The sequence below is a fragment of the Saccharothrix syringae genome, assembly GCF_009498035.1.
GTDB classification, from domain to species: Bacteria; Actinomycetota; Actinomycetes; order Mycobacteriales; family Pseudonocardiaceae; genus Actinosynnema; species Actinosynnema syringae.
The window spans coordinates 4,501,871-4,528,464 of the sequence record NZ_CP034550.1 but is presented as its reverse complement, the minus strand read 5'-3'; the positions used below and the strand labels follow the sequence as shown (position 1 = coordinate 4,528,464).

The 26,594-nt window shown below is 73.4% G+C and carries 27 protein-coding genes and 1 pseudogene; 12 read left to right on the top strand and 16 right to left on the bottom strand.

Going from position 1 to position 26,594, the window contains the following annotated elements:
• Positions 1 to 4: 4 nt before the first annotated feature.
• From EKG83_RS19605 to EKG83_RS19595, 3 genes are read right to left on the bottom strand one after another with little or no spacing between them, the layout of a single operon-like run.
• Positions 5 to 1,318, bottom strand: coding sequence for a dihydrolipoamide acetyltransferase family protein (locus tag EKG83_RS19605; RefSeq protein WP_033433077.1), 1,314 nt, complete (start codon positions 1,316 to 1,318; stop codon positions 5 to 7).
• On the bottom strand, positions 1,311 to 2,288 hold the full coding sequence (locus tag EKG83_RS19600) for an alpha-ketoacid dehydrogenase subunit beta (protein WP_033433137.1): 978 nt from the start codon (positions 2,286 to 2,288) through the stop codon (positions 1,311 to 1,313). Before EKG83_RS19600 ends, EKG83_RS19605 begins: the two co-directional genes overlap by 8 nt.
• 26 nt (positions 2,289 to 2,314) lie before the next feature.
• Positions 2,315 to 3,388 carry a thiamine pyrophosphate-dependent dehydrogenase E1 component subunit alpha gene (locus tag EKG83_RS19595; protein ID WP_033433076.1) on the bottom strand — a complete coding sequence of 358 codons (1,074 nt, stop codon included), beginning with the start codon at positions 3,386 to 3,388 and terminating at the stop codon, positions 2,315 to 2,317.
• Positions 3,389 to 3,512: 124 nt separating this feature from the next.
• Between EKG83_RS19595 and EKG83_RS19590 the strand changes: the two genes are divergently transcribed.
• On the top strand, positions 3,513 to 3,992 hold the full coding sequence (locus EKG83_RS19590; protein WP_033433075.1) for an Lrp/AsnC family transcriptional regulator: 480 nt from the start codon (positions 3,513 to 3,515) through the stop codon (positions 3,990 to 3,992).
• Here EKG83_RS19590 and EKG83_RS19585 read toward each other — a convergent pair.
• The 5 genes from EKG83_RS19585 to EKG83_RS19565 form a co-directional block, all read right to left on the bottom strand.
• Positions 3,974 to 4,711: a CAP domain-containing protein gene (locus EKG83_RS19585; RefSeq protein ID WP_033433074.1), complete on the bottom strand. Its 738-nt coding sequence runs from the start codon at positions 4,709 to 4,711 to the stop codon at positions 3,974 to 3,976. The genes EKG83_RS19590 and EKG83_RS19585 overlap by 19 nt on opposite strands.
• Before the next feature lie 248 nt (positions 4,712 to 4,959).
• Positions 4,960 to 6,237 carry a HAMP domain-containing sensor histidine kinase gene (locus EKG83_RS19580; protein ID WP_033433136.1) on the bottom strand — a complete coding sequence of 426 codons (1,278 nt, stop codon included), beginning with the start codon at positions 6,235 to 6,237 and terminating at the stop codon, positions 4,960 to 4,962.
• Complete coding sequence (locus EKG83_RS19575) at positions 6,234 to 6,914, bottom strand: response regulator transcription factor (protein WP_153278230.1); 681 nt, start codon at positions 6,912 to 6,914, stop codon at positions 6,234 to 6,236. The genes EKG83_RS19580 and EKG83_RS19575 overlap by 4 nt, the downstream gene beginning before the upstream one ends.
• A gap of 24 nt (positions 6,915 to 6,938) precedes the next feature.
• Positions 6,939 to 7,418 (bottom strand): HAD domain-containing protein, encoded by a 480-nt coding sequence (locus EKG83_RS19570; RefSeq protein WP_033433073.1) that lies wholly within the window; start codon positions 7,416 to 7,418, stop codon positions 6,939 to 6,941.
• On the bottom strand, positions 7,415 to 7,642 hold the full coding sequence (locus tag EKG83_RS19565; protein WP_153278229.1) for a hypothetical protein: 228 nt from the start codon (positions 7,640 to 7,642) through the stop codon (positions 7,415 to 7,417). The genes EKG83_RS19570 and EKG83_RS19565 overlap by 4 nt, the downstream gene beginning before the upstream one ends.
• On the opposite strand from EKG83_RS19565, the pseudogene EKG83_RS49655 reads away from it, so the two are divergent.
• Positions 7,563 to 8,291 (top strand): annotated as a pseudogene (locus EKG83_RS49655) (hypothetical protein); the annotation flags it as partial. The gene EKG83_RS19565 and the pseudogene EKG83_RS49655 overlap by 80 nt on opposite strands.
• Here EKG83_RS49655 and EKG83_RS19560 read toward each other — a convergent pair.
• Both EKG83_RS19560 and EKG83_RS19555 read right to left on the bottom strand, forming a co-directional pair.
• The gene (locus EKG83_RS19560; protein WP_033433071.1) at positions 8,210 to 8,413 is read right to left on the bottom strand and encodes a hypothetical protein; all 204 of its coding nucleotides are present in this window, start codon (positions 8,411 to 8,413) and stop codon (positions 8,210 to 8,212) included. The pseudogene EKG83_RS49655 and the gene EKG83_RS19560 overlap by 82 nt on opposite strands.
• Positions 8,414 to 8,530: 117 nt before the next feature.
• Entirely contained in the window at positions 8,531 to 9,262 is a 732-nt protein-coding gene (locus EKG83_RS19555; RefSeq protein ID WP_033433070.1) for an SDR family NAD(P)-dependent oxidoreductase, read from the bottom strand.
• 95 nt (positions 9,263 to 9,357) lie between these two features.
• Here EKG83_RS19555 and EKG83_RS19550 point away from each other — a divergent pair, with 95 nt between their 5' ends.
• From EKG83_RS19550 to EKG83_RS47950, 9 genes are all read left to right on the top strand, one after another.
• Positions 9,358 to 9,723 (top strand): ArsR/SmtB family transcription factor, encoded by a 366-nt coding sequence (locus EKG83_RS19550; RefSeq protein WP_033433069.1) that lies wholly within the window; start codon positions 9,358 to 9,360, stop codon positions 9,721 to 9,723.
• Positions 9,724 to 9,743: 20 nt separating this feature from the next.
• On the top strand, positions 9,744 to 10,295 hold the full coding sequence (locus EKG83_RS19545) for a hypothetical protein (RefSeq protein WP_033433068.1): 552 nt from the start codon (positions 9,744 to 9,746) through the stop codon (positions 10,293 to 10,295).
• 86 nt (positions 10,296 to 10,381) lie between these two features.
• Positions 10,382 to 10,750, top strand: coding sequence for a hypothetical protein (locus tag EKG83_RS19540; RefSeq protein WP_153278228.1), 369 nt, complete (start codon positions 10,382 to 10,384; stop codon positions 10,748 to 10,750).
• A 24-nt stretch (positions 10,751 to 10,774) separates the two neighbouring features.
• Positions 10,775 to 12,010 (top strand): MFS transporter, encoded by a 1,236-nt coding sequence (locus EKG83_RS19535; protein WP_322746690.1) that lies wholly within the window; start codon positions 10,775 to 10,777, stop codon positions 12,008 to 12,010.
• Between the two features lie 144 nt (positions 12,011 to 12,154).
• The gene (locus EKG83_RS19530) at positions 12,155 to 12,859 is read left to right on the top strand and encodes a VIT1/CCC1 transporter family protein (RefSeq protein ID WP_033433066.1); all 705 of its coding nucleotides are present in this window, start codon (positions 12,155 to 12,157) and stop codon (positions 12,857 to 12,859) included.
• Positions 12,860 to 13,000: 141 nt separating this feature from the next.
• Positions 13,001 to 13,213, top strand: coding sequence for a hypothetical protein (locus EKG83_RS19525; RefSeq protein WP_033433065.1), 213 nt, complete (start codon positions 13,001 to 13,003; stop codon positions 13,211 to 13,213).
• A 387-nt stretch (positions 13,214 to 13,600) separates the two neighbouring features.
• Complete coding sequence (gene gltB / locus EKG83_RS19520; protein ID WP_033433064.1) at positions 13,601 to 18,103, top strand: glutamate synthase large subunit; 4,503 nt, start codon at positions 13,601 to 13,603, stop codon at positions 18,101 to 18,103.
• Complete coding sequence (locus EKG83_RS19515) at positions 18,096 to 19,547, top strand: glutamate synthase subunit beta (protein ID WP_033433063.1); 1,452 nt, start codon at positions 18,096 to 18,098, stop codon at positions 19,545 to 19,547. Before gltB ends, EKG83_RS19515 begins: the two co-directional genes overlap by 8 nt.
• Positions 19,548 to 19,808: 261 nt before the next feature.
• On the top strand, positions 19,809 to 19,904 hold the full coding sequence (locus EKG83_RS47950; RefSeq protein WP_228122706.1) for a 5'-nucleotidase: 96 nt from the start codon (positions 19,809 to 19,811) through the stop codon (positions 19,902 to 19,904).
• Positions 19,905 to 20,032: 128 nt separating this feature from the next.
• Here EKG83_RS47950 and EKG83_RS19510 read toward each other — a convergent pair whose 3' ends face one another.
• From EKG83_RS19510 to EKG83_RS19500, 3 genes are all read right to left on the bottom strand, one after another.
• Positions 20,033 to 20,665: a DUF4360 domain-containing protein gene (locus EKG83_RS19510; protein WP_033433062.1), complete on the bottom strand. Its 633-nt coding sequence runs from the start codon at positions 20,663 to 20,665 to the stop codon at positions 20,033 to 20,035.
• Positions 20,666 to 20,769: 104 nt separating this feature from the next.
• The gene (locus tag EKG83_RS19505; RefSeq protein ID WP_033433061.1) at positions 20,770 to 21,390 is read right to left on the bottom strand and encodes a DUF4360 domain-containing protein; all 621 of its coding nucleotides are present in this window, start codon (positions 21,388 to 21,390) and stop codon (positions 20,770 to 20,772) included.
• Positions 21,391 to 21,752: 362 nt separating this feature from the next.
• Entirely contained in the window at positions 21,753 to 22,271 is a 519-nt protein-coding gene (locus tag EKG83_RS19500; protein ID WP_033433060.1) for a MarR family winged helix-turn-helix transcriptional regulator, read from the bottom strand.
• 59 nt (positions 22,272 to 22,330) lie between these two features.
• On the opposite strand from EKG83_RS19500, the gene EKG83_RS19495 reads away from it, so the two are divergent.
• The gene (locus EKG83_RS19495) at positions 22,331 to 23,842 is read left to right on the top strand and encodes a GGDEF domain-containing protein (protein WP_228122704.1); all 1,512 of its coding nucleotides are present in this window, start codon (positions 22,331 to 22,333) and stop codon (positions 23,840 to 23,842) included.
• 341 nt (positions 23,843 to 24,183) lie between these two features.
• Here EKG83_RS19495 and EKG83_RS19490 read toward each other — a convergent pair whose 3' ends face one another.
• The 3 genes from EKG83_RS19490 to EKG83_RS19480 are packed head-to-tail and all read right to left on the bottom strand — an operon-like array spanning position 24,184 to position 26,590.
• The gene (locus EKG83_RS19490) at positions 24,184 to 24,999 is read right to left on the bottom strand and encodes a cyclase family protein (RefSeq protein ID WP_228122703.1); all 816 of its coding nucleotides are present in this window, start codon (positions 24,997 to 24,999) and stop codon (positions 24,184 to 24,186) included.
• Positions 25,000 to 25,058: 59 nt separating this feature from the next.
• Positions 25,059 to 26,159 carry a zinc-binding dehydrogenase gene (locus tag EKG83_RS19485; RefSeq protein ID WP_033433059.1) on the bottom strand — a complete coding sequence of 367 codons (1,101 nt, stop codon included), beginning with the start codon at positions 26,157 to 26,159 and terminating at the stop codon, positions 25,059 to 25,061.
• Positions 26,156 to 26,590 (bottom strand): acyl-CoA thioesterase, encoded by a 435-nt coding sequence (locus EKG83_RS19480; RefSeq protein ID WP_033433058.1) that lies wholly within the window; start codon positions 26,588 to 26,590, stop codon positions 26,156 to 26,158. The genes EKG83_RS19485 and EKG83_RS19480 overlap by 4 nt, the downstream gene beginning before the upstream one ends.
• Positions 26,591 to 26,594 lie beyond the last annotated feature (4 nt).

Here is a 26,594-nt window from a genome sequence, read left to right as displayed (position 1 = left end):
CGACCTAGAGGTCGGCCAGGGCGGTGATCGGGGATTCGACGCAGTCGGCGACGAACCGCAGGAACCCGCCGGCCGTGCCGCCGTCGCACACGCGGTGGTCGAAGGCGAGGGTGAGCTGGGCGACCTTGCGCACCGCGAGCTGACCGCCCACCGCCCACGGCCGGTCGATGATGCGGCCGATGCCGAGGATCGCCGCCTCCGGGTGGTTGATGATCGCGGCCGAGCCGTCGACGCCGAACACGCCGTAGTTGTTGACCGTGAAGGTGCCGCCGGTGAGCGCGGCGGGCGACAGCCTGCCCTCGCGGGCGGCGGTGGTGCGGTCGGCGATGGCGGTGGCCAGCTCGGTGGTGGTCAGGGCGTGCGCGCCGTGGACGACGGGCACCACCAGGCCGCGGTCGGTCTGGGCGGCGAAGCCCAGGTTCACCTCGCCGAGGACCACGACCTCGTCGCCCTCGACCCGGGAGTTCAGCTCCGGGAACTTCTTCAGGCCCAGCACGGTGAACCGGGCCAGCAGGGCGAGCAGCGACACCGAGGGCAGCGCGGCGCGGGCGGCGAGGAAGTCGGTGGCGTCGACGTCGACCCACACGGTGGCCTCGGGGATCTCGCGCCGCGACGTGGCCAGCTTCTCGGCCACGGCGCCGCGCAGGCCGCGCAGCGGGATGCGACGGGTGGCCGGTGCCGGACCAGCCGACTCCGCGGCGACCGGCTCCGGACCCGCGGCACGCCTGGCCAGCTCGCGCTCGACGTCCGCCCGGCGGATCACGCCACCGGGCCCGCTGCCCTCGATCCGGTCCAGGACCAGCCCGTTGTCCCGGGCGAGCTGCCGCACGATCGGCGAGATGACCGCCGGAGCGGTCGTGAACGTGGAACTCGGGGGTGCCGGAGGTTCGACACGGGGGTCCGGAACGGTCGACTCGCGGTGTTGGAGTGGAGGACTCGCGGTGTCGGAGTGGAGGACACGCGCGGGGTGGGGGGTGCGGCGGGGGCGTCGGCGGCGGGGGGTGTGGGAGGTGCCGTAGCCGATCAGGACGTTGCCGGAGTACTCCGAGGAGTCGGGGGATTCAGGGGAGTCGGGGGTGGTGGTGGGAGAGGTCACGGAGAGGAGGACCGAGCCGACGGCGAGCTTCTCGCCCGGTTCGCCGTGGCGGGCGGTGACCACGCCCTCGTAGGGGCAGGGCACCTCGACCACGGCCTTGGCCGTCTCGACCTCGACCACCGGCTGGTCGATCGCCACGGCGTCGCCCACGGACACCAGCCAGGTGACGATCTCGCCCTCGGTGAGGCCCTCGCCCAGGTCGGGCAGGCGGAAGTCAGGCACGGTGGACCACCACCTCGTCGTCCCACTGCAGCCGGGCGATCGCGTCCAGCACGCGGTCCACCGACGGCAGGTGGTGCTCCTCCAGCTTGGGCGGCGGGTACGGGATGTCGAACCCGGTCACCCGCAGCACGGGCGCGTGCAGGTGGTGGAAGCACCGCTCGGTGACCCGGGCGGCGACCTCCGCGCCGTACCCGCCGAAGCCGGGCGCCTCGTGCACCACCACGGCCCGGCCGGTCTTGACCACCGACGCGCACACGGTCTCGTCGTCGAACGGCGCCAGCGTCCGCAGGTCGACCACCTCGACGTCCCAGCCCTCCTCCTCGGCCGCCGCCGCGGTCTCCAGGGCGGTGGCGACCATCGGGCCGTAGGCGATCAGGGTCACGTCGCGGCCGGGTCGCCGCACCAGCGCCCGGTCGAAGGCGAACGGGTCGGTGCTCAGCTCGCCCTTGGTCCAGTAGCGCCGCTTGGGCTCCAGGAAGATCACCGGGTCGGGCGAGTCGATCGCGTCGCGCAGCAGCCGGTAGGCGTCGTCGGGGGTGCCGGGCGTGACGACCCGCAGGCCGGGCGTGTGCGTGTAGTACGCCTCGGAGGAGTCGCAGTGGTGCTCGACCCCGCCGATGCCGCCGCCGTAGGGCACCCGGATCACCACCGGCAGCCCGACGCGCCCCCTGGTGCGGTTGCGCATCTTGGCCAGGTGGCTGGTGATCTGCTCGAACGCCGGGTAGGCGAACGCGTCGAACTGCATCTCCACCACGGGCCGCAGGCCGTTCATGGCCATGCCGATGGCGGTGCCGACGATGCCGGCCTCGGCCAGCGGCGTGTCGAACACGCGCGCGTCGCCGAACCGCGCGGCCAGGCCGTCGGTCACCCGGAACACCCCGCCCAGCGGGCCCACGTCCTCGCCGAACACCAGCACGGTCGGGTCGGCCTCCAGGGCGTCGGCCAGCGCCCTGTTCAGCGCGCCGGCCATGGACACGGCGGTGGTCGCGCCAGTGGTCACGCCAGTTCCTCCCGCAGCGAGGCGGCCTGGGCCCGCAGGTGCGCGGGCCGGGTCGCGTAGACGTGCTCGAACAGCTCGTCGGGGTCGGGCACGACGTCGGTGTTCAGCTGCGCCCGCGTCCACGCGGCGAACCGCTCGGCCTCGGCGGCCACCGCCTCGCGGCGCGCCTGGTCGAGCAGGCCGCGCGAGGTCAGGTAGGTCTCGATCCGGTCGACCGGGTCGCGGTCGAGCCAGGCGGCGACCTCGGCGGCGTCCCGGTAGCGGGACGCGTCGTCGGCGTTGGTGTGCGCCTCGATCCGGTAGGTGCGGGCCTCGATCAGCGTCGGGCCGCCGGCGTGCAGGGCCTCGCGCACCACCGCGTACACGGCGGCCACGTCGTTGCCGTCCACCAGCACGGACGGCACGCCGTACCCGATGCCCTTGTGGGCCAGCGACGGCGCGGCGTTCTGCTTGGACATCGGCACGCTGATCGCGTAGCCGTTGTTCTGCACCAGGAACACCACCGGTGCCCGCCACACGCCCGCGAAGTTCAGCGCCTCGTGCGTGTCGCCCTCGGAGGTGGCGCCGTCGCCGACGAACACCAGCGCGGCGGTGTCCTCGCCCTTGAGCCGGGCCGCGTGCGCGAAGCCGACCGCGTGCAGGGTGTTGGTGGCCAGCGGGGTGCACTGCGGGCCGACGCGGTGCTCGTACGGGTCGTAGCCGAGGTGCCAGCCGCCCTGGAGCAGGGTGAGCGTCCCGGCCGGGTCCACACCCCTGGTGACCAGGGCGACCGAGTCGCGGTAGGTGGGGAACAGCCAGTCCTGCTCGCGCAGCGCCAGCACCGCGCCGACCTCGCACGCCTCCTGGCCGCGCGACGACGGGTAGACGGCCAGCCTGCCCTGCCTGGTCAGCGCGGTGGCCTGGGTGTCGAAGCGGCGGCCGATGACCATGCGCCGGTGCAGCTCGACGAGCACGTCGTCGTCGGGCATCGCCAGGGGCGCGTCGTCGACCGGTGTGCCGTCCTCGCGCAGCAGCGAGAGCGGTTCCTCGCCGGGCAGCAACGTCCGCTCGGGCACGCGGGTGCGGGCCATCGGTACCTCCTCGTCCCAGGGGTGGCGGGATGGAGGGACATGGTCCGCGTCACACCGGCCAATGATCCAGATCTCGGCCGTTTTCCTGGACGAACGGTCGTGCGGACGGGTTAGGGTCGGCCGCATGGCGGCGAAGGCTGGACGATCGGCACCCCTGGACGAGCTGGACCGGCGCATCGTGGAGGAGCTGCGCGCGGACGGCAGGCTGTCCATGCGGGCGCTGGCCGAGCGGCTGCACATCTCGCGCGCCGGGGCGTACTCGCGGGTGGAGCGGCTGCACCGGGACGGCGTGCTCACCGGGTACGCGGCGGTGGTCGACCCCGAGCGCTACGGCTTCGGCATCTCCGCCTACGTCTACCTCAAGATCAGCCAGCACTCGTGGAAGGCGGTGCGGCAGCGGGTGATGGAGATCCCCGAGGTGTGGCACGGCGCCCTGGTCTCCGGCGACTACGACCTGGTGCTGCTGGTGCGGGCGCCGGACGCGCACAGCCTGCGCGACCTGGTGCTGTCGCGGTTGCAGACCATGCCGGACGTGACCTCCAGCCACACCGTGCTGATCCTGGACGAGCTGCCCGCCGGCCGGGATCACCAGCCGAAGTTCTGAGTCCAGTAGATGCCGTAGGAGCCGCCGCGGGCCATGCCCACGCCCAGTGCCTTGAGCTTGCAGTTGAGGATGTTCGCGCGGTGGCCCGGCGACTCCATCCACCCCTTCACCACGGCCTCGGGCGTGCGCTGGCCGGCGGCGATGTTCTCGGCGCCGGGGCTGGGGTAGCCGGCCGCCTTGACCCGGTCGACGAACGAGCGGCCGTCCCGGGAGACGTGGTCGAAGTAGTTCTGCGCGGCCATGTCGGCGCTGTGCGCGCGGGCGGCCGCGTCCAGCCGGTCGTCGGCGGCCAGCGTGGGGCAGCCCTGCGCGGCCCGCTCGGCGTTGGTCAGCTCGAACACCCGCTCCTCGGCGACCTCCACGTCGGTCTTGGTCGGGGCGGCCGGTTCGGGCTGGGCCTGCTGCTCGGGCTGCTGGACCTGGGTCTGCGGCCGGGGCGGTTGGGCCTGCGGTTGCGCCTCGGACCGGGCCGTCGGCTCGGCGGCGGTGGTGGTCGTGGCCGTCGTCGTGACCGCGGTCGTGGTCGTGGCCCCGGTCGTGGTCGTTCCGGTCGTCGTGGTGGTGCCGGCCGGCAGGGCGTCGACCGGTGCGGGCGGGGTGGTGCCCGCCGCGGTGGCGCCGAGGGTGACCAGGGCCATTCCGTCCGGGTGTTCGCACCCGGTCAGGGCCAGGCCGGCGAGGATGGCGGCGACGGGCAGCACTCGGCTCTTGCGCGACACGGGGAAAACCTCGTCTGCATTCGGCGGAAATGTTCGGGCGCGGCGGCCGCTCAAGCGCTTCTTCGCAGGGTAAGCGCTGCGGCCGCCGCACCGAAGGGGGAACGGGGCGGACCGGGCAAGGGAGGGGAGCGCTGCGGTCTGCCCTCATTCCGAAAATAACTCTATCGCCGAATGAACAAATGTCAACCGGGCATTTATTTAAGGAAGATTTAAAGCTTCCATCAGGCGCGCACAAGGTGCCGCGGTGATCAAGTCCGGTCGGCCAGCAGCAGCCGCAGGCGGACCCGGGTGCCGCCCAGCGGGCCCCGGTCGACCACGAGCGAACCGCCGGTGGCCTCGGCGGCCCGGCGGGCGATGTCCAGTCCCAGGCCGGTGGAGCCCGCGCCGCTGCTCCCCCGCCGCAGCGCCGCCTCCAGGTCCTCGATACCGGGCCCCTCGTCCTCGATGACGACCACCACCCGGTCGGGCTGGTGGAACAGCGCCACCACGAACCCGGTGCCCTCGGGGGTGTGCCGGAAGACGTTGCCCAGCACCGCGTCCATGGCGGCGGCCAGGTCGCTGCGGCTCAGCGGGACCACCGCACTGCGCTCGGTGCCGCGCAGGTTCCACAGCCGCCGCTGGTCGTCGGCCAGCGCCGACCAGAACACCAGCCGGTCGTGCACCACCTGCGCGGCGTCGCACCGGCTGCCACCGGGGTCGTCCAGCTCGCGGCGGGCCGCCCGGATCAGCTCGTTGACCTCGCGCTCCAGCGCGTGCACGGCCTGGCGGACGCGGTTCGCGCCCGGGTCGGGGCCCAGCGTCTCGGAGTCCAGGCGCAGCGCGGTGAGCGGCGTGCGCAGCCGGTGGGACAGGTCGGCCAGCAGCTCCCGCTCGCCCGCCACGAGCTGGCCGATCCGGTCGGCCATGCGGTTGAACGCGCCGCCCGCGTCCACCAGCTCGGGCGGGCCGGAGGGCGGCACGCGGGCGGTCAGGTCGCCCTGCCCCATCCGGCGGGCGCCGTCGGCCAGGGCCGCGGCGGCGCGCACCACGCGGGCCCCCAGCCGGTCGGCGACCAGCACCGAGGCCAGGACGAGGGAGACCGCCACCCCGCTGAGCGCCAGCCACGCCTGCCACACGCCCCGGGACAGCTCCGCCTCGGGCACGAACGCCTCGACCACCGCGACGCGCCCCTGCCCCAGCAACACCGGCTGGAGGTGGACCCGCCCGGTGGGGACGGCGCCGGTGAACGCCAGGCCGTCCTCGCGGGCCGACCTGAGCTGCTCGTCGGTGGCCATCGGCACGCCGACCACCTCGCCGCCCGCCAGGTGCACCGCCACCCGGCCCGCGCCGGAGGTGAGGGCCTGCCCGACGGCCGCCGGGTCGGCGGTGATCACCAGCACGGGCGCCAGGGCACCGGCCTGCCGCTCGGCGTCGGCCAGTGCCCGGTCCTCGGCGAGCTGGCGCACCACCAGGGCGAGCGGGACCAGGAAGGCCAGCGCCACCATCGAGGTGACCGCCAGCGACACCAGGGCGAGCGACCTCCTCACTCGGCCGCCGTGAGCTTGAACCCGACCCCGCGCACGGTGTGCAGGAAGCGGGGTTGGGCGGCGCGCTCGCCGAGCTTGCGGCGCAGCCAGGACAGGTGGACGTCCAGCGTCTGGTCGTCGTGGCGGCCGGGCAGGTTCCACAGGTTGGCCAGCAGCTCCGCGCGCGGCACCACCCGCCCCTCGCGCGCGGCGAGGTAGGCGAGCAGGTCGAACTCCTTGCGCGTCAGGTTCAGCTCGCGCCCGTCGAGCCGCGCCTCGCGCCGGTCGAGGTCTACGGTCAACCGCCCGATCCGCAACGGCTCGGCGGGCGCCTGCCTGCGGGTCCGCCGGAGCACCGCGGCGAGGCGGGCGGCCAGGTGCTCGCTGGAGAACGGCTTGACCAGGTAGTCGTCCGCGCCGGCGTTGAGCAGGCGGACGATCTCGGTCTCGTCGTCGCGGGCGGTGGCGACGATCACCGGCACGTCGCACAGGCCGCGCATCATCCGCAACGCGTCCGCGCCGTCCACGTCGGGCAGGCCGAGGTCGAGCACCACCAGGTCGAACGACGAGCCGGTGATGGCGCGCAACGCCTCCAGCGCGGTGCCGACCGGCAGCACGGCGTGCCCGAGCCCGGTCAGCGCGCGGGTGACCGCCGACCGCACCACGGGGTCGTCCTCGACGAGCAGCACGGAGACCATGGGGCGCACGGTAACGCGAGGGGGTCAGGCGACCTTTCGCAGCCATGCGCCGAGGGTGGTGAGGTCGGCGTCGGTGAGGCCGGTGCGCGGGTCGACGTGGAGGGGCAGCGCGGGGCCGGGGTGGTGGTCGGCGATCCAGGTCCGGTCGGCGTCGGTGATCTCGTCGTCGACCCAGGCGAACGGCCGGCCGTTCGCCTGGGCGGTGAGGGCGCGGGTCTTGTGGTGCAACCCGTGCCAGCGGTCGAGCGGGGTGGGGTCGGGCCAGGTGAGCACTGGCAGCGGGGGGAGGCCCAGGCGCGGGGCCAGGACCCGGTTCGCCTCCTCGCCCCAGGTGGTGGCCCACACGAGGTCGGCGGGCAGGGCGGCCAGGCGCGGGCCGTGGGCGGGGTCGCAGCGGGCCAGCAGCGGGTTGTCCCGGTCGGGCGGCGGGAAGGAGCGGTGCTCGCCGCCGAAGGGGAGGAGGGGGCCGTCGACGTCGAGGAAGAGCAGCGGGCGCCCGGTCACGGCGGCACCTTAGCCGCGCCCGCCCGGGCGATCAGGGCGCGGACCTGCTCGTCCAGCGCGGCCACGGCTGCGTGCCGGTGGGTGTTCACCTTGGCCCGGAGGTCGGCCAGGCGCCGCCGGTCCCGGGCCGAGCGCGCCGCCGCGATGGACGGCACCGCCTCACCCGCCGACGAGCAGGCGTGGTCGACGTCGCCGAGCTCAGCGTGCCTCCGCGCTCCCTGCACGGTCATCATGGCGACAACGAGCGGCGGTGCCCGCTTTGCGCTGGCGCGGGCAGCCGTGGCGACAGCCAGCGCCTCGACCGGCTTCTGCGCCTCGGCGAGTTGGAGGCTCGTGCACTTCGGGATGTTCGCGCCGACGGCCCGGTCGCCGGCGGTGTGCGTCGAAGTTCGACCACCCGGCGACCCGACCGAGTTCCGCCGCCACGCTGAACAGACGCGCACCCACCTGTTCGGTGTAGCTGCCCTGTTCCAGCAGGTCCGCGACCAACCTCAGGTCGGCATCGACCAGGTTGCGGACCCTGCCACCCCCTCGGAAGCCAGGCGGGCCACCCCAGACGACGCACCAGTTCACGCGGAACGCCCAACTCGCGCGCCAACGCGTACTGCGAGTCCTCGTCAGGCACCACTCGGCCCAGGGACAACAACGCGCCGGCGCGTCGGCGCAACCATTAATTGCGGTTCCCTTCCGACAAAACCCGACACCGGGCGTCACCCAATGCGAAGGGAATTCCATGACGGAACCGACTCCCCTGGGCGCACGAGCACCGCCCACAGCCGTGAACTGGGCGCCTACCTGCGCACGGTCCAACGCCGGTCGGGCATTTCGTTCAAGGACATGGTGACCACCCTGGGGTGGTCGGCGGGCAAGCTGACCAAGCTGGAGACCGGCACGTCCCGGGACGACATCTTCTTCCTGCTCGGCGTCTGCAACGCCGACCAGTCCACCCGCGACACGCTGTCCGCCGGCACCGCCAACACCGTCGTCCGGGTCATCCCGGAAACCAGAGGACCGCACACCGCCCTGCGCCACCCGGCCACTACGACGCCTAGGCGTCTTGAACCCGGGAGTGACCGGCCCGGCGAACCGGACCGGCGCACCCACCCGACCGGTCAGACGATCGTCAACCCACCGTCGACCAGCAGCTTCTCCCCGTGCACGTACGCGGCCCGCGGCGAGGCCAGGAACACGATCGCCTCCGCGATCTCCCGCGGCTCGCCGATGCGCCCCAGCGCGGACGCCTCACCGATGTGCCTCGCCGCGCCCTCGGTCAACGCCAGCGCCGCCTCGGTCGCCGTCGCACCCGGGGACACCGTGTTGACCCGCACGCCGGTACCGCGGAACTCCACGGCCCACGTCCGGGTCAGCGCCTCCAGCGCACCCTTGGTCGCCGCGTACACCGCGGCGCCCGCCATGCCGACCTCGGTGGCCGAGGTGGACACGTTCACCACGCTCCCCCGCCCCCGCTCGACCATGCCCGGCAGCAGCGCCGCGCCGAGGAAGAACGGCGCCCGGACGTTGACGTCGAACAGCAGCTGGTAGACCTGCGGGTCCTGCTCCGGCGTGAGCGCGAACGGGAAGATGCCCGCGTTGTTCACCAGCACGTCGACCTCGCCCGCCGCGGCGGCCAGCTCGCGGACCGAGTCCAGGTCCGCCAGGTCGGCGGCGACGAACTTCGCCCGCCCGCCGTCGGCCTCGATGGCCGCCACGGTCTCGGCGCCGCGCGCGGCGTCCCGGCCGGAGACGACCACCTGGGCGCCGCCGAGCGCCAGCAGCCGCGCGGTCTCGCGGCCGATGCCCGCGGTGCTGCCGGTGACCAGGGCGACCTGCCCGTCGAACTCCATGTTCCAACCCCCAACGTTCGATGTTCGCTGAACATCGAACAACGTAGTGCCTCGCGCCCCCTGTTCGCAATCCGTCGAACAACTAGACTGTCCCCGTGCGCCACCAGGAGTCCAACCCGGACGTCGAGCAGCTCAGCCTGCCCGACGTCCTCGCGGCGCTCAGCGACCCGCTGCGGATCGGCCTGGTCCGGCTGCTGGCCGACGGCGAGGAGCGCTACTTCGGCGAGTTCACCGCCCCGGTGGCCAAGTCGACGCTCAGCCACCACCTCAAGGTCCTCAACGCCGCGGGCGTGACCTGGCGGCGCGAGGAGGGCACCCGCTGCTACATACGGCTGCGCCGGGAGGACCTGGACGCCCGCTTCCCGCACCTGCTCGACACCGTGCTGGCCGCCGCCGAGGGCGACGACGTGGGCCACCACGTGACCACCTGCGTGCGGCGGGTGGGCGAACCCGGGAGCTGACCCGCCGGCAGGATGGCCGCGTGCGCAGGGGCCTGCAGTATTTCGCGGCGTGGTCGGCCTCGACCGCGGTCGCGGTGGTGCTGTCCTGGCTGGGCATCCGGTCCGTGCTCGAAGCGGGCGTGCCGGAGCGGCCGCGCGCGGTCGCCGGTCCCGTCCAGCAGTCCTCCGCGGTCCCCTCGACCACGACGACCACCGCGGTCCCGACGGCCACCACGACCACCGCGCTCCCCACGACCACCACCCCGGAACCGACGACCACGACCGCCACCCCCGCGACGACCACGACGACCGCCGCACCCCCGCCGCTGCCGTCGGAGCAGGGCACCTGGACCGAGCAGGACGGCGAGCAGGTGTACCTGCGCAGCTTCCGCCTCCAGGGCGGCGTCGCCGCGGTCCGCTTCGCCGCCCGCGACATGCAGCCGATCTCGGCCACCCCGCGCCAGGGCTTCGCGGCCACCGTCGAGCAGCCCGCCGACGCGGTGGTGGTCGAGTTCACCGGCCCCGGCCACCGCTCCCGCCTGGAGGCCACCTGGGTCAACGGGCCGCAGTGGCGGATCGTCGAGTCCGGCTAGGACCGCGACCTCCCGGTCCCGCACCGCGAACCACCGACCGGGTCGACCCGAGGTCAAGCCGGCCGCGGTGCTGATATGAACCGACCATGGATGCGAAGCGGCTCGTACCCCCCGTGGCGGCAGGTCTGATCGCCGCGGCCGCGGTCGGGGCCTGGTCGTTCACCACGCGGCACGGCGCGACCCCCGAGGTCGTCGAGGGCTGGGCGGTGCCGAACGCGGCGGGGACCGCGATCTCGTTGCACGACGGCGACGACACCCGCGAGGGCAACGGCTACGAGATCGCGGGCGCGTGGTGGGCCGGCCGGGACAACGCGTGGCACTCCGGGGACGGCCCCACCTGCGTCGGCACCGACACCGCCGTGAGGACCCGCGTGCGGCTGGGCGTCGTGGACGTGGACGCCGGCGGGGAGGGCGTCGGCGGGCCGCGCGTGGTGTGGTTGCGCTGCCTCGACTGAACCCGCGGACCGGCCGGGTTGTCGGTGGGGGCCGGCAGGTTCACGCCCGTGACCCCGCTGCTGCGCACCCCGGCCTTCCGCCGCTACTTACTCGCCCGCACGTCCTCCCACCTCGGTGACGGCATGGTCCCCGTGGCGCTGGCGTTCGGCGCGCTGCGGCTCGGCGCGTCACCGACCGAGGTGGGCCTGGTGCTGCTCGCCGGCCGGTTGCCGGTGGTCGTGCTGACCCTCGTCGGCGGGGTGGTGGGCGACCTGCTGTCGCGCCGGGCGGTCATGCTCGTCACCGACGTCGTCCGCTGCGCCTCCCAGGCCCTGACGGCCGCCCTGCTGCTCACCGGGACCGCGACCCCGTGGCACCTGGCCGCCCTGCAGGCCGTCGCGGGCGCGGCCGGCGCCTTCTTCACCCCCGCCGCGGCGGGGCTGGTCGCCGATGTGGTGCCCCCGGCGCAACGCCACCGGGCCAACGCCCTGCTCACCACCGCCCAGCACGCCGCCACCCTCGTCGCCCCGGTGGTGTCGGCGGCGCTGGTGGCCGCGGTCGGCGCGGGCGCGTCCTTCGCCGCGGACGCGGTCACCTTCGCGGTCAGCGCCGCCGCGCTCGCCGCCCTGCGGGTCCCGGACCGGCCCACCGCACCGCGACCGGCACTGCTGGACGCCGCGCGGCACGGGTGGCGCGACTTCCGCGCCCGCCCCTGGTTGCAGGCCACCACCGTCCAGGTCGCCCTCGTCAACGGCGCCTGCGTCTCCCCGTTCCTGGTCCTCGGCCCGGTCATCGCCGACCAGCGCCTGGGCGGCCCCCTGGCCTGGGCGCTCATCGGCAACGGCTACGCCGTCGGCGCGCTGCTGGGCGGCGCCCTCGCCCTGCGCCTGCGACCGCGCCACCCGCTCCGGACGGCCGTCACCGTCCCCGTCGCCCTGGCCCCGCTGCTGGTCCTGCTCGCCGCCGGCGCGCCAACAGCGGTGCTCGCCGCCGCGGCCGTGCCCGCCGGGGCGCAGGCCGCCCTCCACGCCGTGCTCACCGACACCGCCCGGCAGGTGCACGTGCCCGCCGACCTCGTCGCCCGGGCCACCGGCTTCGCCACCGTCGTCGGCCTGGCCGCCACGCCGGTTGGCATGGCGCTGGCCGGCCCGGCGGCCGAGCGCGTCGGCGTGGGCGCCGTGCTGCTCGCCGGCGCGCTGGTCGCCGTGCTGAGCGCGCCGGCGGCGCTGGCCGTGCGCTCCGTCAGGCGGCTGCCGGCCGAGGTGGGACCCGCCCGCTGACCCCCCTCCCGACGACCAACGCAATCCCCCATTCGTCACACCCGGGTCGATCACGGGCAGAACGCGCGGCCCGCCGTCCACCCCTGTCACCCGTTCGCGACCTCCGCACCACCCGGTAGCGCGGCGGGTGGTTCGATTCCGGTCATGACGCACGCAGGCGAACCGCACCACGACGACCTCTCCGGACGGCTGAACTGGCTGCGCGCCGGTGTGCTGGGCGCCAACGACGGGATCGTGTCCACCGCGGGCCTGGTGGTCGGCGTCGCGGGCGCCACCGCCGACCGCACCGCCATCCTCGCCGCGGGCGTCGCCGGGCTGGTCGCGGGTTCGCTGTCGATGGCGGGCGGCGAGTACGTCTCGGTCAGCACCCAGCGCGACACCGAGCGGGCCGCGCTGACCCTGGAGGCCCGCGAGCTGCGCGAGATGCCCGAGGAGGAGGAGCGCGAGCTCGCCGGGATCTACCAGGACAAGGGCCTGTCGGCGGAGCTGGCCGAGCGGGTCGCGCACGAGCTGACCGAGAAGGACGCGCTGCGCGCCCACGCCGAGGCCGAGCTGCAGATCGACCCCGACAACCTGACCAACCCGTGGCAGGCCGCCTGGGCGTCGCTGATCGCCTTCGCGGCGGGCGCGCTCGTGCCGCTGGTGGCGATCGTGCTGCCGCCGACGGCGTGGCGGGTGTGGGCGTGCGCGGTGGCCGTGCTGGTCGGGCTGGTGCTCACCGGCGTGGTCAGCGCCCGGCTCGGCGCGAGCCCGGTTGGCCGAGCGGTGCGCCGCAACGTCGTGGTGGGGTCACTCACGATGATCGTCACCTACTACGTCGGTCTCCTGTTCGGAGTAACGATGGGGTAATCCCGGTTACACAGAGTTCACCCAGTTCGCGGATCACCGAAGGTGCCGGGCCCTGCCCGGTGTGATCTACGCAAAGTGCGGGTACACGAGACCGCCTTGTCGCCATCGGGAGCGACAGGTCCCCGACTGGAGGTGCCCGCCGTGACCCACCCGCCCACCCCTGTCCTGGTACCCCGTTCGGAGAAGGCCGAACGCCGGGTCTGGACACTGCTCGCCGCCCTGTTCGCCCTGGTGGGGAGCGTGAATGGCCTGCTGGCCGCGACCGAGGCCGCCTGGTGGCAGGCCGTCGTGGCGATCCTGTTCCTCGGTGCCGCCGGCGCCTGCGCGAGAGCGGCCCGCCGAAGCGGGGCCTGATCCGCGGGGCGGCTTGGACCAGTGGAGCGCTAGCCCAATCGGGTGTAACCCATTAGTGCTAACGGCGTCAAGTAGGGGTGGTCTTCACCACGACGCCCTGTCGGGCTAGCGCCATAACCCCGAATTCACATTATCGTCACAAGACCCCGGCAACCCCGGCTCACCGCTCTGCGCGCTCCAGCGGCCCCATCGGGCCCCGGCGGGCGCGTGCCAGGAAGTGCATCTCCCGCACAACGGCGTGCGGTCCCCACGCCGTAGACCTTCCCGGCGTGGTTCCACGGTCAACACCAGCAGGCCGACCTGCCCGCGTAAAGCCGCGCGCGGGGGCTCGGCCGCATCCGTTTGCCCGGAAACAGGCGAACTGACGACGCCACGGGAGGGCCCGTTGTGACCCACCACCACCAGCCGCGAAGCGGCCTTTACGACCCGCAGTACGAGCACGACGCCTGTGGCGTCGCGTTCGTCGCCGACCTGGCCGGGCGCCGGAACCACGGGATCGTGCGCCAGGCCCTGGTCGCGTTGCGCAACCTCGAACACCGGGGTGCCCGCGGTGCGGAGCCCGAAACCGGTGACGGCGCGGGCATCCTGATCCAGGTGCCCGACGCGTTCTACCGCGAGGTCGTCGACTTCGCGCTGCCCGAGCCCGGCCACTACGCCGTCGGCACGGCGTTCCTGCCCCGCGAGGGGCAGGACGAGGTCAGGGCCGTGGTCGAGCGCATCGCCGCCGAGGAGGGCGCCACCGTCCTGGGCTGGCGCGAGCTGCCCGTCGACACCGACCACGTGGGCCCGACCGCGCGCACGACCATGCCCGCGTTCGCCCAGCTGTTCCTGGCCGGCCCCGACGGGGTCGCCGGCCTGGAGCTGGAGCGGCTGGCGTTCGTGGTGCGCAAGCGCGTCGAGCACGCCGCGGACGTGTACTTCCCGAGCCTGTCCGGCCGCACCGTCGTCTACAAGGGCATGCTCACCGAGCCTCAGGTGGAGGGGTTCTTCCCCGACCTCACCGACGAGCGGGTGACCAGCTCCATCGGCCTGGTGCACTCCCGGTTCTCCACCAACACGTTCCCGTCGTGGCCGCTGGCCCACCCGTACCGGTACGTGGCGCACAACGGCGAGATCAACACCCTGCGCGGCAACCGCAACTGGATGGACGCCCGGGAGTCGGTGCTGGCCACCGACCTGATCCCCGGCGACCTGTCCCGGGTCTTCCCGGTCATCACGCGCGACGCCAGCGACTCGGCGACCTTCGACGAGGTGCTGGAGCTGCTGCACCTGGGCGGCCGCAGCCTGCCCCACGCGGTGCTGATGATGATCCCCGAGGCGTGGGAGAACCACGCCGAGATGGACCCCGCGCGGCGGGCGTTCTACGAGTTCCACTCCACGCTCATGGAGCCGTGGGACGGCCCGGCGCTGGTGTCGTTCACCGACGGCACGCTGATCGGCGCGGTGCTCGACCGCAACGGCCTGCGCCCGGCCCGGTACTGGGTCACCGAGGACGGCCTGGTGGTGCTGGGCAGCGAGGCGGGCGTGCTCGACCTCGACCCGGCGACCATCGTGCGCAAGGGCCGGCTGGAGCCGGGCCGGATGTTCCTCGTCGACACCGCCCAGGGGCGGATCATCGACGACGAGGAGATCAAGGGGCAGCTCGCCGCCGAGCACCCCTACGAGGAGTGGGTGGCGCGGGGCGTGCTGCACCTGGCCGACCTGCCCGTGCGGGCCCGCGAGGTGCCCACGCACGCGTCGCTGGTGCGCCGCCAGCAGGCGTTCGGCTACACCGAGGAGGAGCTGGCGCTGCTGCTGGGCCCGATGGCCCGCACCGGCGCCGAACCGATCGGCTCGATGGGCAACGACGCCCCGTTCGCGCCGCTGTCGGACCGGCCGCGGCAGCTGTTCGACTACTTCACGCAGCTGTTCGCGCAGGTGACCAACCCGCCGCTGGACGCGATCCGCGAGGAGCTGGTGACCTCGCTGCACGCCACCCTCGGCGCCGAGCCCAACCTGCTGTCGGTGGGCGCGGACTCCTGCCGGCGCATCTCGCTGCCGTTCCCGGTGCTGGACAACGACGAGCTGGCCAAGCTGGTGCACGTCGACGACGACGGCACCCTGCCGGAGTTCCGCACCTTCACCGTGCGCGGCCTCTACGAGGTGGCGGGCGGCGGCGCGGCGCTGGTGCGGCGGCTCGACGAGATCCGGGCCGAGGTGTCGGCGGCCATCCGGGACGGGGCGCGCCTGGTCGTGCTGTCGGACCGGGGCGTCGACGAGACCCACGCGCCCATCCCGTCGCTGCTGCTGACCGGCGCGGTGCACCACCACCTGGTGCGGGAGAAGACCCGCACCCAGGTCGACCTGATCGTGGAGGCGGGCGACGCCCGCGAGGTGCACCACATCGCGCTGCTCATCGGCTACGGCGCCAAGGCGGTCAACCCCTACCTGGCGATGGCGTCGGTGGAGGAGCTGCCGGACGTCGAGCCGAAGGTCGCCGCCCGCAACCTGATCAAGGCGCTGGGCAAGGGCGTGCGCAAGACGATGTCGAAGATGGGCGTGTCGACCGTCGCCTCCTACACCGGCGCGCAGATCTTCGAGGCGATCGGCCTGGGCGCCGAGGTGGTCGACTCCTGCTTCACCGGCACCACCTCGCGGCTGGGCGGCATCGGGTTCGACGTGGTGGCCGAGGAGGTCGCGCGGCGGCACCGCACCGCGTTCCCGCCCGACGGCGTCCGGCCGCACCACCGGGAGCTGGAGACCGGCGGCGACTACCAGTGGCGCCGCGAGGGCGAGGCGCACCTGTTCAACCCGCAGACGGTGTTCAAGCTCCAGCACTCCACCCGCAGCGGCCGCTACGACGTGTTCAAGGAGTACACGCGCGCGGTCGACGAGCAGTCCAGGCGGCTGATGACGCTGCGCGGCCTGTTCGAGTTCAAGGAGGGCGTGCGGCCGCCGGTGCCGATCGACGAGGTCGAGCCGGTCTCCTCCATCGTCAAGCGGTTCGCCACCGGCGCCATCTCCTACGGGTCCATCTCGCAGGAGATGCACGAGGTGCTGGCGATCGCGATGAACCGGTTGGGCGCCAAGTCCAACACCGGCGAGGGCGGCGAGGACCCGGAGCGGTTCACCCCCGACGCCAACGGCGACTCGCGCCGCTCGGCCATCAAGCAGGTGGCGTCCGGCCGGTTCGGCGTGACCAGCGAGTACCTGGTCAACGCCGACGACATCCAGATCAAGATGGCGCAGGGCGCCAAGCCCGGCGAGGGCGGCCAGCTGCCCGGTGCCAAGGTGTACCCGTGGATCGCCAAGACCCGGCACTCCACGCCGGGCGTCGGCCTGATCTCCCCGCCGCCGCACCACGACATCTACTCGATCGAGGACCTGGCGCAGCTCATCCACGACCTGAAGAACGCCAACCCGGCGGCGCGCATCCACGTGAAGCTCGTCTCCGAGGTCGGCGTCGGCACGGTCGCGGCGGGCGTGTCCAAGGCGCACGCGGACGTCGTGCTGATCTCCGGGCACGACGGCGGCACCGGCGCGTCGCCGCTGTCGTCGATCAAGCACGCGGGCGGGCCGTGGGAGCTGGGGCTGGCCGAGACGCAGCAGACGCTGCTGGCCAACCGGCTGCGCGACCGGATCGTGGTGCAGACCGACGGCCAGCTCAAGACCGGGCGCGACGTGGTGATCGCGGCGCTGCTGGGCGCGGAGGAGTTCGGCTTCGCCACCGCTCCCCTGGTGGTGTCGGGCTGCATCATGATGCGGGTCTGCCACCTCGACACCTGCCCGGTGGGCGTGGCCACGCAGAACCCGGTGCTGCGCGCGAAGTTCGCGGGCAAGGCCGAGCACGTGGTGAACTTCTTCGAGTTCGTCGCGCAGGAGGTGCGCGAGCTGCTGGCGCGCCTGGGCTTCCGCACGCTGGCCGAGGCCGTGGGCCACGCCGACCTGCTCGACACGCGCAAGGCCGTGGACCACTGGAAGGCGGCCGGGCTGGACCTGTCGCCGATCTTCCACGTGCCCGACCTGCCCGAGGGGGCGGCGCGGCACCGGGTGGTGGCGCAGGACCACGGGCTGGAGAAGGCGCTGGACAACACGCTGATCCAGCTCGCCGAGGGCGCCATCGCCTCCGGCGACCGGGTGCGGCTGGAGCTGCCGGTGCGCAACGTCAACCGCACCGTGGGCACCATGCTCGGCTCCGAGGTGACCCGGCGGTGGGGCGGCGCGGGCCTGCCGGACGACACCATCGACATCACCTTCACCGGCACCGCCGGGCAGTCGTTCGGCGCGTTCGTGCCGCGCGGCATCACCCTGCGGCTCGTCGGCGACGCGAACGACTACCTGGGCAAGGGCCTGTCGGGCGGCCGGATCACCGTGCGGCCGGTGCCGGGCGCGCAGTTCACCGCCGAGCAGCAGGTGATCGCGGGCAACGTGATCGGCTACGGCGCCACGTCCGGCGAGGTCTTCCTGCGCGGCCGGGTCGGCGAGCGGTTCTGCGTGCGCAACTCCGGCGCGCTGGCCGTCGTCGAGGGCGTGGGCGACCACGGGTGCGAGTACATGACCGGCGGCCGGGTGGTCGTGCTCGGGCCGACCGGGCGCAACTTCGCGGCGGGCATGTCCGGCGGCGTGGCCTACCTGCTCGACGCCGCGGTGGGCCGGGTCAACCCCGAGATGGTCGACCTGGACCCGCTGGACGAGGAGGACCGGGCGTTCCTGCGCTCCGCGGTGGAGAAGCACTACGCGGAGACCGACTCGGCGGTGGCGCACGCGCTGCTGGCGGACTGGGACCTCGCGGTCGACCGGTTCACCAAGGTCATGCCCAAGGACTACAAGCGGGTGCTGGCCGCCCGCGCCCGGGCCGAGCGGGAGGGCCGGGACGTCAACGAAGCGATCATGGAGGCTTCCCATGGCTGACCCCCGCGGCTTCCTCACCACCGAGCGGGAGGTCCCGCGCAGCCGGCCGGTGTTCCTGCGGCTGCGCGACTGGCGCGAGGTGTACGAGGAGTTCGAGCGCCCCCGGCTGGAGAAGCAGGCCGGCCGGTGCATGGACTGCGGCATCCCGTTCTGCCACCAGGGCTGTCCACTGGGGAACCTGATCCCGGAGTGGAACAACCTGGTGTGGCGCGACGACTGGCGCAAGGCGTCGGAGCGGCTGCACGCGACCAACAACTTCCCGGAGTTCACCGGGACGCTGTGCCCCGCGCCGTGCGAGGCCGCGTGCGTGGTCGGGATCAACGGCGACCCGGTCACCATCAAGCGGGTCGAGATCTCCATCATCGACCGGGCGTGGGACGAGGGCTGGGTGACCCCGCAGGTACCCGCGACCCGCACCGGCAAGAAGGTCGCGGTCGTCGGCTCCGGCCCGGCCGGGCTGGCCGCGGCGCAGCAGCTGACCCGCGCCGGGCACTCCGTGGTGGTGCTGGAGCGCGCCGACGCCATCGGCGGGCTGCTGCGGTACGGCATCCCCGAGTTCAAGATGGAGAAGTGGCGCCTGGACCGGCGGCTGGAGCAGATGCGCGCCGAGGGCACCGAGTTCCGCACGGGCGTGAACGTCGGCGCGGACGTCACGGTCGAGCAGCTGCGCTCGGAGCACGACGCGGTGGTGCTGGCCGGCGGCGCGACCGCGTGGCGGGACCTGCCGGTGCCCGGCCGTTCGCTCGCGGGCGTCCACCAGGCGATGGAGTACCTGCCGTGGGCGAACCGGGTGGCGCGCGGCGAGCTGGCCGAACCGCCCATCACCGCGGCGGGCAAGCACGTCGTCGTCATCGGCGGCGGCGACACGGGCGCGGACTGCGTGGGCACGGCCCACCGCCAGGGCGCGCTGTCGGTGACGCAGCTGGAGATCATGCCCAGGCCGCCGGAGCGGCGGGCCGAGGCGCACCCGTGGCCGACCTACCCGATGCTGTACCGGGTGACGTCGGCCCACGAGGAGGGCGGCGAGCGCCTGTACTCGGTGTCCACGGTGGAGTTCCTGGGCGACGACGCCGGTGCGGTGCGGGCCCTGAAGCTGGTCGAGGTGGCGGCCTCCGGTGGGCGCTTCGAGCCGGTGCCGGGGACGGAGCGCGAGATCCCGGCGCAGCTGGTGACGCTGGCCATGGGTTTCGTGGGGCCGGAGAAGGACGGGCTGCTCACGTCGCTGGGGGTCGAGCTGGACCCGCGGGGGAACGTGGCGCGCGACTCGTCGTTCGCGACCTCGGTGGAGGGCGTGTTCGTGGCCGGTGACATGGGGCGCGGGCAGTCGTTGATCGTGTGGGCCATCGCGGAGGGCCGCTCGGCCGCCGCGGGGGTGGATGCGTACCTGACGGGGCGGCACGTGCTGCCCCGGCCGATCGAGCCGACGGACCGGCCGATCGCCTGAAGCCGTTCCCGGGGCCGGACAGCGTGGTCCGGCGGTCGGGGACGTCCTCGCCGGGTGGCCGGACAGCGTGGTCCGGCCACCCGGCATCGTGCTTTTCGCTCGGTCGCCGACCGGATGCGATCACACGGTCCCCGGTAATCCCTTCGGACGTGGCGTCCCTCTTCCGAACGGAAGAGCCCTGGGGGACCACGTCCTACGACCTGGACGGCCGCCTGGTCATCGGGATCGCGTCGAGCGCGTCGTCCAACCTGTCCCCACGGGTTGCCGATCACCAGGGCGATCTTCCAGCAGGACCACCTGGAGCCGGCCTCCGCGCTCCCCTGCGTGCACGTGCCCTTCGGCATCGCCAACCGGTAGCAGCCGATCGTGCCGTGTGCGACCGGAGCGCGGTCCGGTCGCACACGGCCTCACGCCCAGCCCCCGCCGAACGCCCCGGGCGCGTTCAGCCGGGCCCCGGGCTGCCTACCCCCGACGAGGCCGCCGGGTCACGGGCATTCCTTCCACGCGAAGTGGTAGGTCGTCTCCACGCTGCCGTCGGTGGAGTCCATCGAGATGAAGCTGGTCGTGGTGGCCGGGTCGGACGAGCCGGCGCTCACCCGCAGCTCCGTGTTGATGTTGAACAGCCGCTGCTCACCACACGGGTGGAAGACGATCGCGGCCAGTTCGGTGGTGTCCGTGGCCTGCCAGTCGTCGCTGTAGGGGCCCGGGTAGGAGTGGCTCTTGTAGGCCGTCGGCGACATGCCCTGGAAGTAGTAGTTCGCCCGTTCCACACCGGACGCGCCCCGCTCCAGGTGCGCGAAACCGCGGTAGTCGGCCTGGGCGATCCCGTAGGTGAAGCCCTGCGGGATGTTGATCCTCAGGTTGAGCTGGCAGTTCTTCCGGAAGTCGGTGGGCAGGGCGCCCACACCCACCTGCGCCATGAACTGGCTGTAGGTGACGGTGAAGGCTTTGTTGTCCGGCGACACCGCCACGGCCGCGGTGCCCGCCGGGCAGCCGGAGCCGTTGACGGTGACCACGTCGATGGTCATGTGATCGGGGGGCGGCGTGGTGTTCGGCGCACCGCCCGGCGGGATCACGATCACGGCCGCCAGTGCGGCGGCAATTCCGAGGTTGAACATGTCACACCTTCCGACTCGTCTCGGGCACGGTGATCGGCGGCGGTTCGGCGGTGATCGACGTTGATCAGCTCAGCGCGCGGCAGACCACGACCCGACGAGTCGGGTCAGCATCTCTTCCACGAGAAGTGGTACTCGGTGCTCACGTTGCTGTCCGTGGAATCCATCACCATGAAACTGGTCCCACGTGAAGAACCGGCATTGACGCGCAGTTCCGTGTTGAGGTTGAACAAGCGGCGCTCACCGCACGGCGCGTAGACGATGGAACCCCATTCGGTGGTGTCGGTCGCCTGCCAGTTGTCGCTGAAGGGACCGCCGAAGGAATGCTGCTTGCGCGCGGTGGGCGACGTGCCCTGGAAGTAGTAGTTGCCCTGCTCCACCCCGGTCGCACCCTGCTGGAGGTGCGCGAAGCCCCGGTAGTCGGCCTGGGCGATGCCGAAGGTGAAGCCCTGCGGGTAGGTCAGCTCCAGCGCGAGCTGGCAGTTCTTCCGGAAATCGGTGGGATCGGATTCGCCGCCCGCCTGGGCCAGGAAGGAACTGTAGGTGACGGTGAACGCCGTGCGGTCCGGCGCGGCCGCCACGGCGGCGGTGCCGGCCGGGCAGCCGGAGCCGTTGACGGTCACCACCTCGATGGTGACGTAATCAGGTGGCGCGTCTTCGGCCGCCGGTCCGGCGGCCGGGGAGATGGCGGACACGGCAAGGACTGCCGCTGCCACTGCGGTCAACATGGGGGGCCTTTCTCGAACGTTGATGCCAGGTGACGCGGCGACGGTTACGAGAATGTATCGCAGTGATGTCCGAAGTGAATTACCCCATTGGGGTGGGTAATCCACCTGCGCCGATCGGGCGACGGCCGCGAAAAGTTGCGGCCCCGCTCCCGTGACATGGGATGACCACATCCCGAAAGTCGCGAAAGTGTTTATTGAAAATATGACGAGACGGCATTCGGACCGCAGCGCGGGACGGCCGGGCGGCACACCGCGCTGCTGCGGCCGGACAACACCGCCCCCAACCGGCCCCCGGAACCGCCCCCGGACACCACCCGTCCCCGCCGCGACCGGACGAAGAGGAAGCGGACCGGTCGGGGCAACTACTGCGGCCGACCGGCCACCACCCGCCGGATCAGGCCGACCACGCGCTCGCGCTCCTCGCTGTCCAGCGCCTCGAACCAGCGCGCCTCGCGGGCGTTCTGCACCGGGAACACGCGCGAGACCGCCTCGCGCCCCTCCTCGGTCAGCGCCACGAACACCACGCGCCGGTCCTGCGCGTCCCTGGTGCGCTCGACCAGCCCGGCCCGCTCCAGCGTGTTGATCAGGTTCGACATGGCCGACCTGGTCGTGCCCGACAGGTCCGCCAGCCGCGCGGGCTGCGTCGGCCCGAGGACCCACAGCTTGAACATCAGCCGGAACCCGGGCATGGTCCACCCCTGCTCGCGGTGCACCAGCGCCTCGTAGTCGGTGATCATCATGTACGCCAGGTGCAGCACGTTGTACGACAGGCTGAACGCGCTGTCGTCGCCGCCCATCTCCGCGATCCGGTGGCGCGCGAAGCGCTCGTAGTCCTGCTCCGTCACCACGTCGGCCGCGGCGGGGACCCCTTGCTCTGCCACGTGCTGATCCTCGCAGGGCGACCCGGTCGGTGGTGCGGGAATCGGGCACACTTACCCGCGTGATCGGGACGAGGCGGTTCGCCGGCACCGCGACGGTGGTGCTGGCGATCGCCGTGGCCGCGTCCGTGGCCGCCGGGTTCGACCTCGTCAAGGACCGCGCCGCCGTCGTGCTCGACGACCTGGCGCAGCTGGCCGCGGGCCTGTACGCCACCGGTTGCTGCTGGTGGACGGCGCGCCGGGGAACCGGGCCGGACCGCCGGTGGCGCGTGGCCATGGGCCTGGGCACGTTCGGCTGGTCGGTCGGCATGGCCCTGTGGACCTGGTACCAGGTGGTCGAGGACCGGGCCGTGCCCTCGCCGTCCCCCGCCGACGCCGGGTACCTGAGCATCGTGCCGTGCGCGTTCGTCGCGCTGCTGGTCATCGGCAACCACCGGCGGTCGGACTCGTCGGACGCGCTGCTGGACCACCGGTCGCGCAGCGCCCGCGTGGTGCTGCTGCTCGACGGGCTGATCGTGGTCGGGTCGCTGTTCGCGCTGACCTGGACCACGGCCCTGGGCGGCCTGGTGGCGGCGGGCAACCCGAGCACGGCGGCGTTCCTGGTGGCCGTGGCCTACCCGGTCACCGACCTGGCGCTGCTGGTCGTCGTGGTGGTGCTCAGCGCCGACCGGAACGTCGTGCTGCGGCCCCAGCTGCGCCTGCTCGGCCTGGGCCTGGCCGGCCTGGCGGCGTCCGACCTGGCGTTCGCCTACCTGGTCAGCGTCCAGGCGCCGGAGGTGCCGCCGCTGGCCAACGCGGGCTTCGTGCTCGGCCCCGCGCTCATCGCCCTGGCCGCCCTGGCGCCGACCCCGTCGGCGACCGGCGGCCCGGCGCGCAACCGGCGGTCGTGGCAGTGGGCGTACCTGCTGATGCCGTACGTGCCGCTGCTGGTCTGCACCGTGCTGGTGCTGCGCCGCACGGTGATCGGCGAGGTGCGGCCGCTGGACGCGGTGGAGATCGGGTGCGGGTTCACCGTGTTCGTGGCGGTGATCCTGCGGCAGCTGGTGACCATCGTGGACAACGCCAGGCTGGTGCTGATGCTGCGGGAGTCCGAAAGGGTGCTGGAGCACCAGGCGCACCACGACCCGCTGACCGGGCTGGCCAACCGCGCGGTGTTCGAGCGCAGGCTGGACGAGGCGCTGGCCCGCCACCACGACGGCGGCACCCCGTTCGGGCTGCTGTTCGTGGACCTGGACGACTTCAAGGCGGTCAACGACGTGTCCGGCCACGCGCACGGCGACGCGCTGCTGGAGCGGGTGGCCCAGCGGCTGCGCGGGTGCGTGCGCGACACCGACGTGGTGGCCCGGCTGGGCGGCGACGAGTTCGGCGTGCTGGTCGAGGGCGTGGCGGAACCGGAACGGGTCGCCTTCCGGGTGCTGGACAGCCTCGGCGACGAGATCAGCGCCTCGGTGGGCGTGGTGATCTGCGCCGAGCGCGACCCGGAGACCACCGCGGCGTCGGTGCTCAAGTGCGCGGACAAGGCCATGTACGAGGCCAAGCGGGACGGTGGCCGCGGCCTGGTCATCCACCCCTGAACCCGATCGGCCCCCGACCCCCCGGGCTCACCCGCTCCCGGCCGCGCGTCATCCCAACCGCCCGGCGATCCCCCGCCCCCCGGTGACCACGCCGTCGATCCCGCACGGGTCCACGCCCCACCGCCTGCCATGCCCAGCACGTGGTCCTCGTCGGGCACCAGGTCGGTCCACCCAGGACTTCCGGCGGGGAGCTGCCGTCGAAGGAGTACGCCCGCCACGCGCGTCCCGCGGACGCCGGCGCCCACGCGCACGTCCCGGTGAACCGGTGCGTCTCGAAGAACCGGACGTGCCCCAGCCGGTCGAGCGGCGCCGGGCCGGGCGCCGTCCGAACGCGACCGCGGTCACCCCCTGGGCACGAACGCGTACACGCTCGCCGGCGACCCCGAACCACGCCGGTTGACCACGCCGCCCACCAGCACGTGCGCGCCCTGCTCGGGCAGGCTCGCCAGGTTGGCCAGGACCTCCAGGCTGATCCGGTGCTCCCGGTAGAGCAGCTTGGACACCCGGTACTCCGCGTCCAGCGCCGACTCCGGGCTGAACGTGTCCGTGCCCAGGGCGCCCCGCCTGCCCAGCCGCCCGGTGCGCACCAGCCACTCCACCGCCTCCAGCGAGAACCCGGGCTGGTGCATCTGCCCGGCGTCGTCGAAGTTGTAGAACGCGGGCGTGCCCCAGCGGTCCTCCCACCCGGTCCACAGGACCACGGCCGCCTCGCGCGGGATGCGGCCGTGCTCCCGCTCCCACCGCTGGAGGTCGGCGACGCTGACCTCGTAGTCGGCGTCGCGCGCGGCCCGGTCCCGGACGTCGACCTTGACCGCGGGCAGGAACAGGTCCGCGGGCTCCAGCTCGTCGGCGTGGGGCTGGTCGGCGTTGAAGTGCGCGGGCGCGCCCCAGTGCGTGCCGGTGTGCTCGCCCTGCCGCGCGTACTGGAGGTAGAACCCGTCGTCCTCCACGGTGGCGACCGTGCTGAGGGTGAACTCCGGGTCGCCCGGGTAGACGTTGGTCCGCTCCGGGTCGTTGACGTGCGCGAGGTTGACCAGCTCGTAGTCCTGCAACCCCAGCCGCCCCGGCCCGCCGGCGGCACCCGCCGACCCGCCGCCCGCGGCCATCACGCCGCCCATCGCCGAAACCACACCCGCGAGCATCGACCGCCTGCGCACCGCCGACCACTCCTCTGCCTAGGCGTCACCCGATCCGGGCAAAGGTACCGGCTGGATGATCACGGCACGACGACCTGCCGGACGGCTTCCCCGGCCGCCAAACGGCTGAACCCGGTGTTCACCTCCTCCAGCGACAGCCGCCCCGACAGCAGCTCGTGCACGGGCAGGCGCCCCGCCCGGTGCAGCCCCACGAACCGGGGCACGTCCCGCCGCGGCACGCAGGAGCCCAGGTAGCTGCCCTTGAGCGTGCGCTCCTCGGCGACCAGGCTCAGCGCCGGCAGCGTCACCGTCCGGTCGGGGTGCGGCAGCCCCACGGTGACCGTGGTGCCGCCCGCGCCGGTGGCCTGGTACGCCTGCTCCAGCACGGCGGCCACGCCGGTGGTGTCGATGACCTGGTCGGCACCGCCGCCGGTCAGCTCGCGCACCGCCGCCACCGCGTCCGGCCCGCCCGCGACCGCGTCCGTGGCGCCCAGCTTCAAGGCCAGCTCCCGCTTGTGCTCCACCACGTCCACCGCGACGACCTGGGCGGCACCCGCCGCCCGCGCGGCCAGCAGCGCGGCCAGGCCGACGCCGCCGAGCCCGAACACCGCGACCCGGTCCCCCGGCGCCACGCGCGCGCTGTAGAACGCCGCGCCCGCGCCGGTGAGCACCGCGCAGCCGAACAGGGCGGCCACCTCGAACGGCAGGTCGTCGGGCACGCGCGTGGCGGACTTCTCCGACACCACGGCGTACTCGGCGAACCCGGACACGCCCAGGTGGTGGTGCGGGCGCGTGCCGTCGGGCAGCCGCAGCCGCCGGTCGCCGCCCAGCAGCGTGCCCGCGCGGTTGGCCGCCGCGCCGGGCTCGCACAGCGCCTGCCGGCCCGCCACGCACCAGCGGCACGAGCCGCAGGCGGGCACGAACGACAGCACCACCCGGTCGCCGACGGCGAACTCCGCCGCGCCGGGCCCGGTCTCCACGACCTCGCCCGCGGCCTCGTGGCCGAGCACCATGGGCAGCGGCCGGACCCGCGAGCCGTCGATCACCGACAGGTCGGAGTGGCACAGCCCGGTGGCGCCCACCTTCACCAGCACCTCGCCCGGACCCGGCGGGTCCAGCTCCAGGTCCACCACCTCCAGCGGCCCGCCGACCTCCGTCAGCACCGCACCTCGCGTCCTCACGCGACCACCAGCCCCGCCATCGCGCCGCGCAGGTGCGCGGGGATCTCCACCGGCTTGCGCGTGTCCCGGTCGACGAACACGTGCACGAAGTGGCCTTCCGCCACCACGTCCTCCTTGCCCTCGGGGTAGAACCCGACCTCGTAGCGCACGCTGGAGCGGCCCAGGTGCCCGATGCGCAGCCCGGCGTCGACGGCCTCGGGGAACGCGAGGGAAGCCCGGTAGTTGCAGTGGGACTCCACGCACAGCCCGATCGCCCGGCCGCGGTGGATGTCCAACCCGGCCTCGGTGATCAACCACGTGTTGATCACCGTGTCCATGAACGCGTAGTGCACGACGTTGTTGACGTGCCCGTAGACGTCGTTGTCGTGCCAGCGGGTCGGGATCCGCTGCCAGTGCCGGTAGTCCTCACGCGTGGTGTTGCCGGTCGTCACGCGA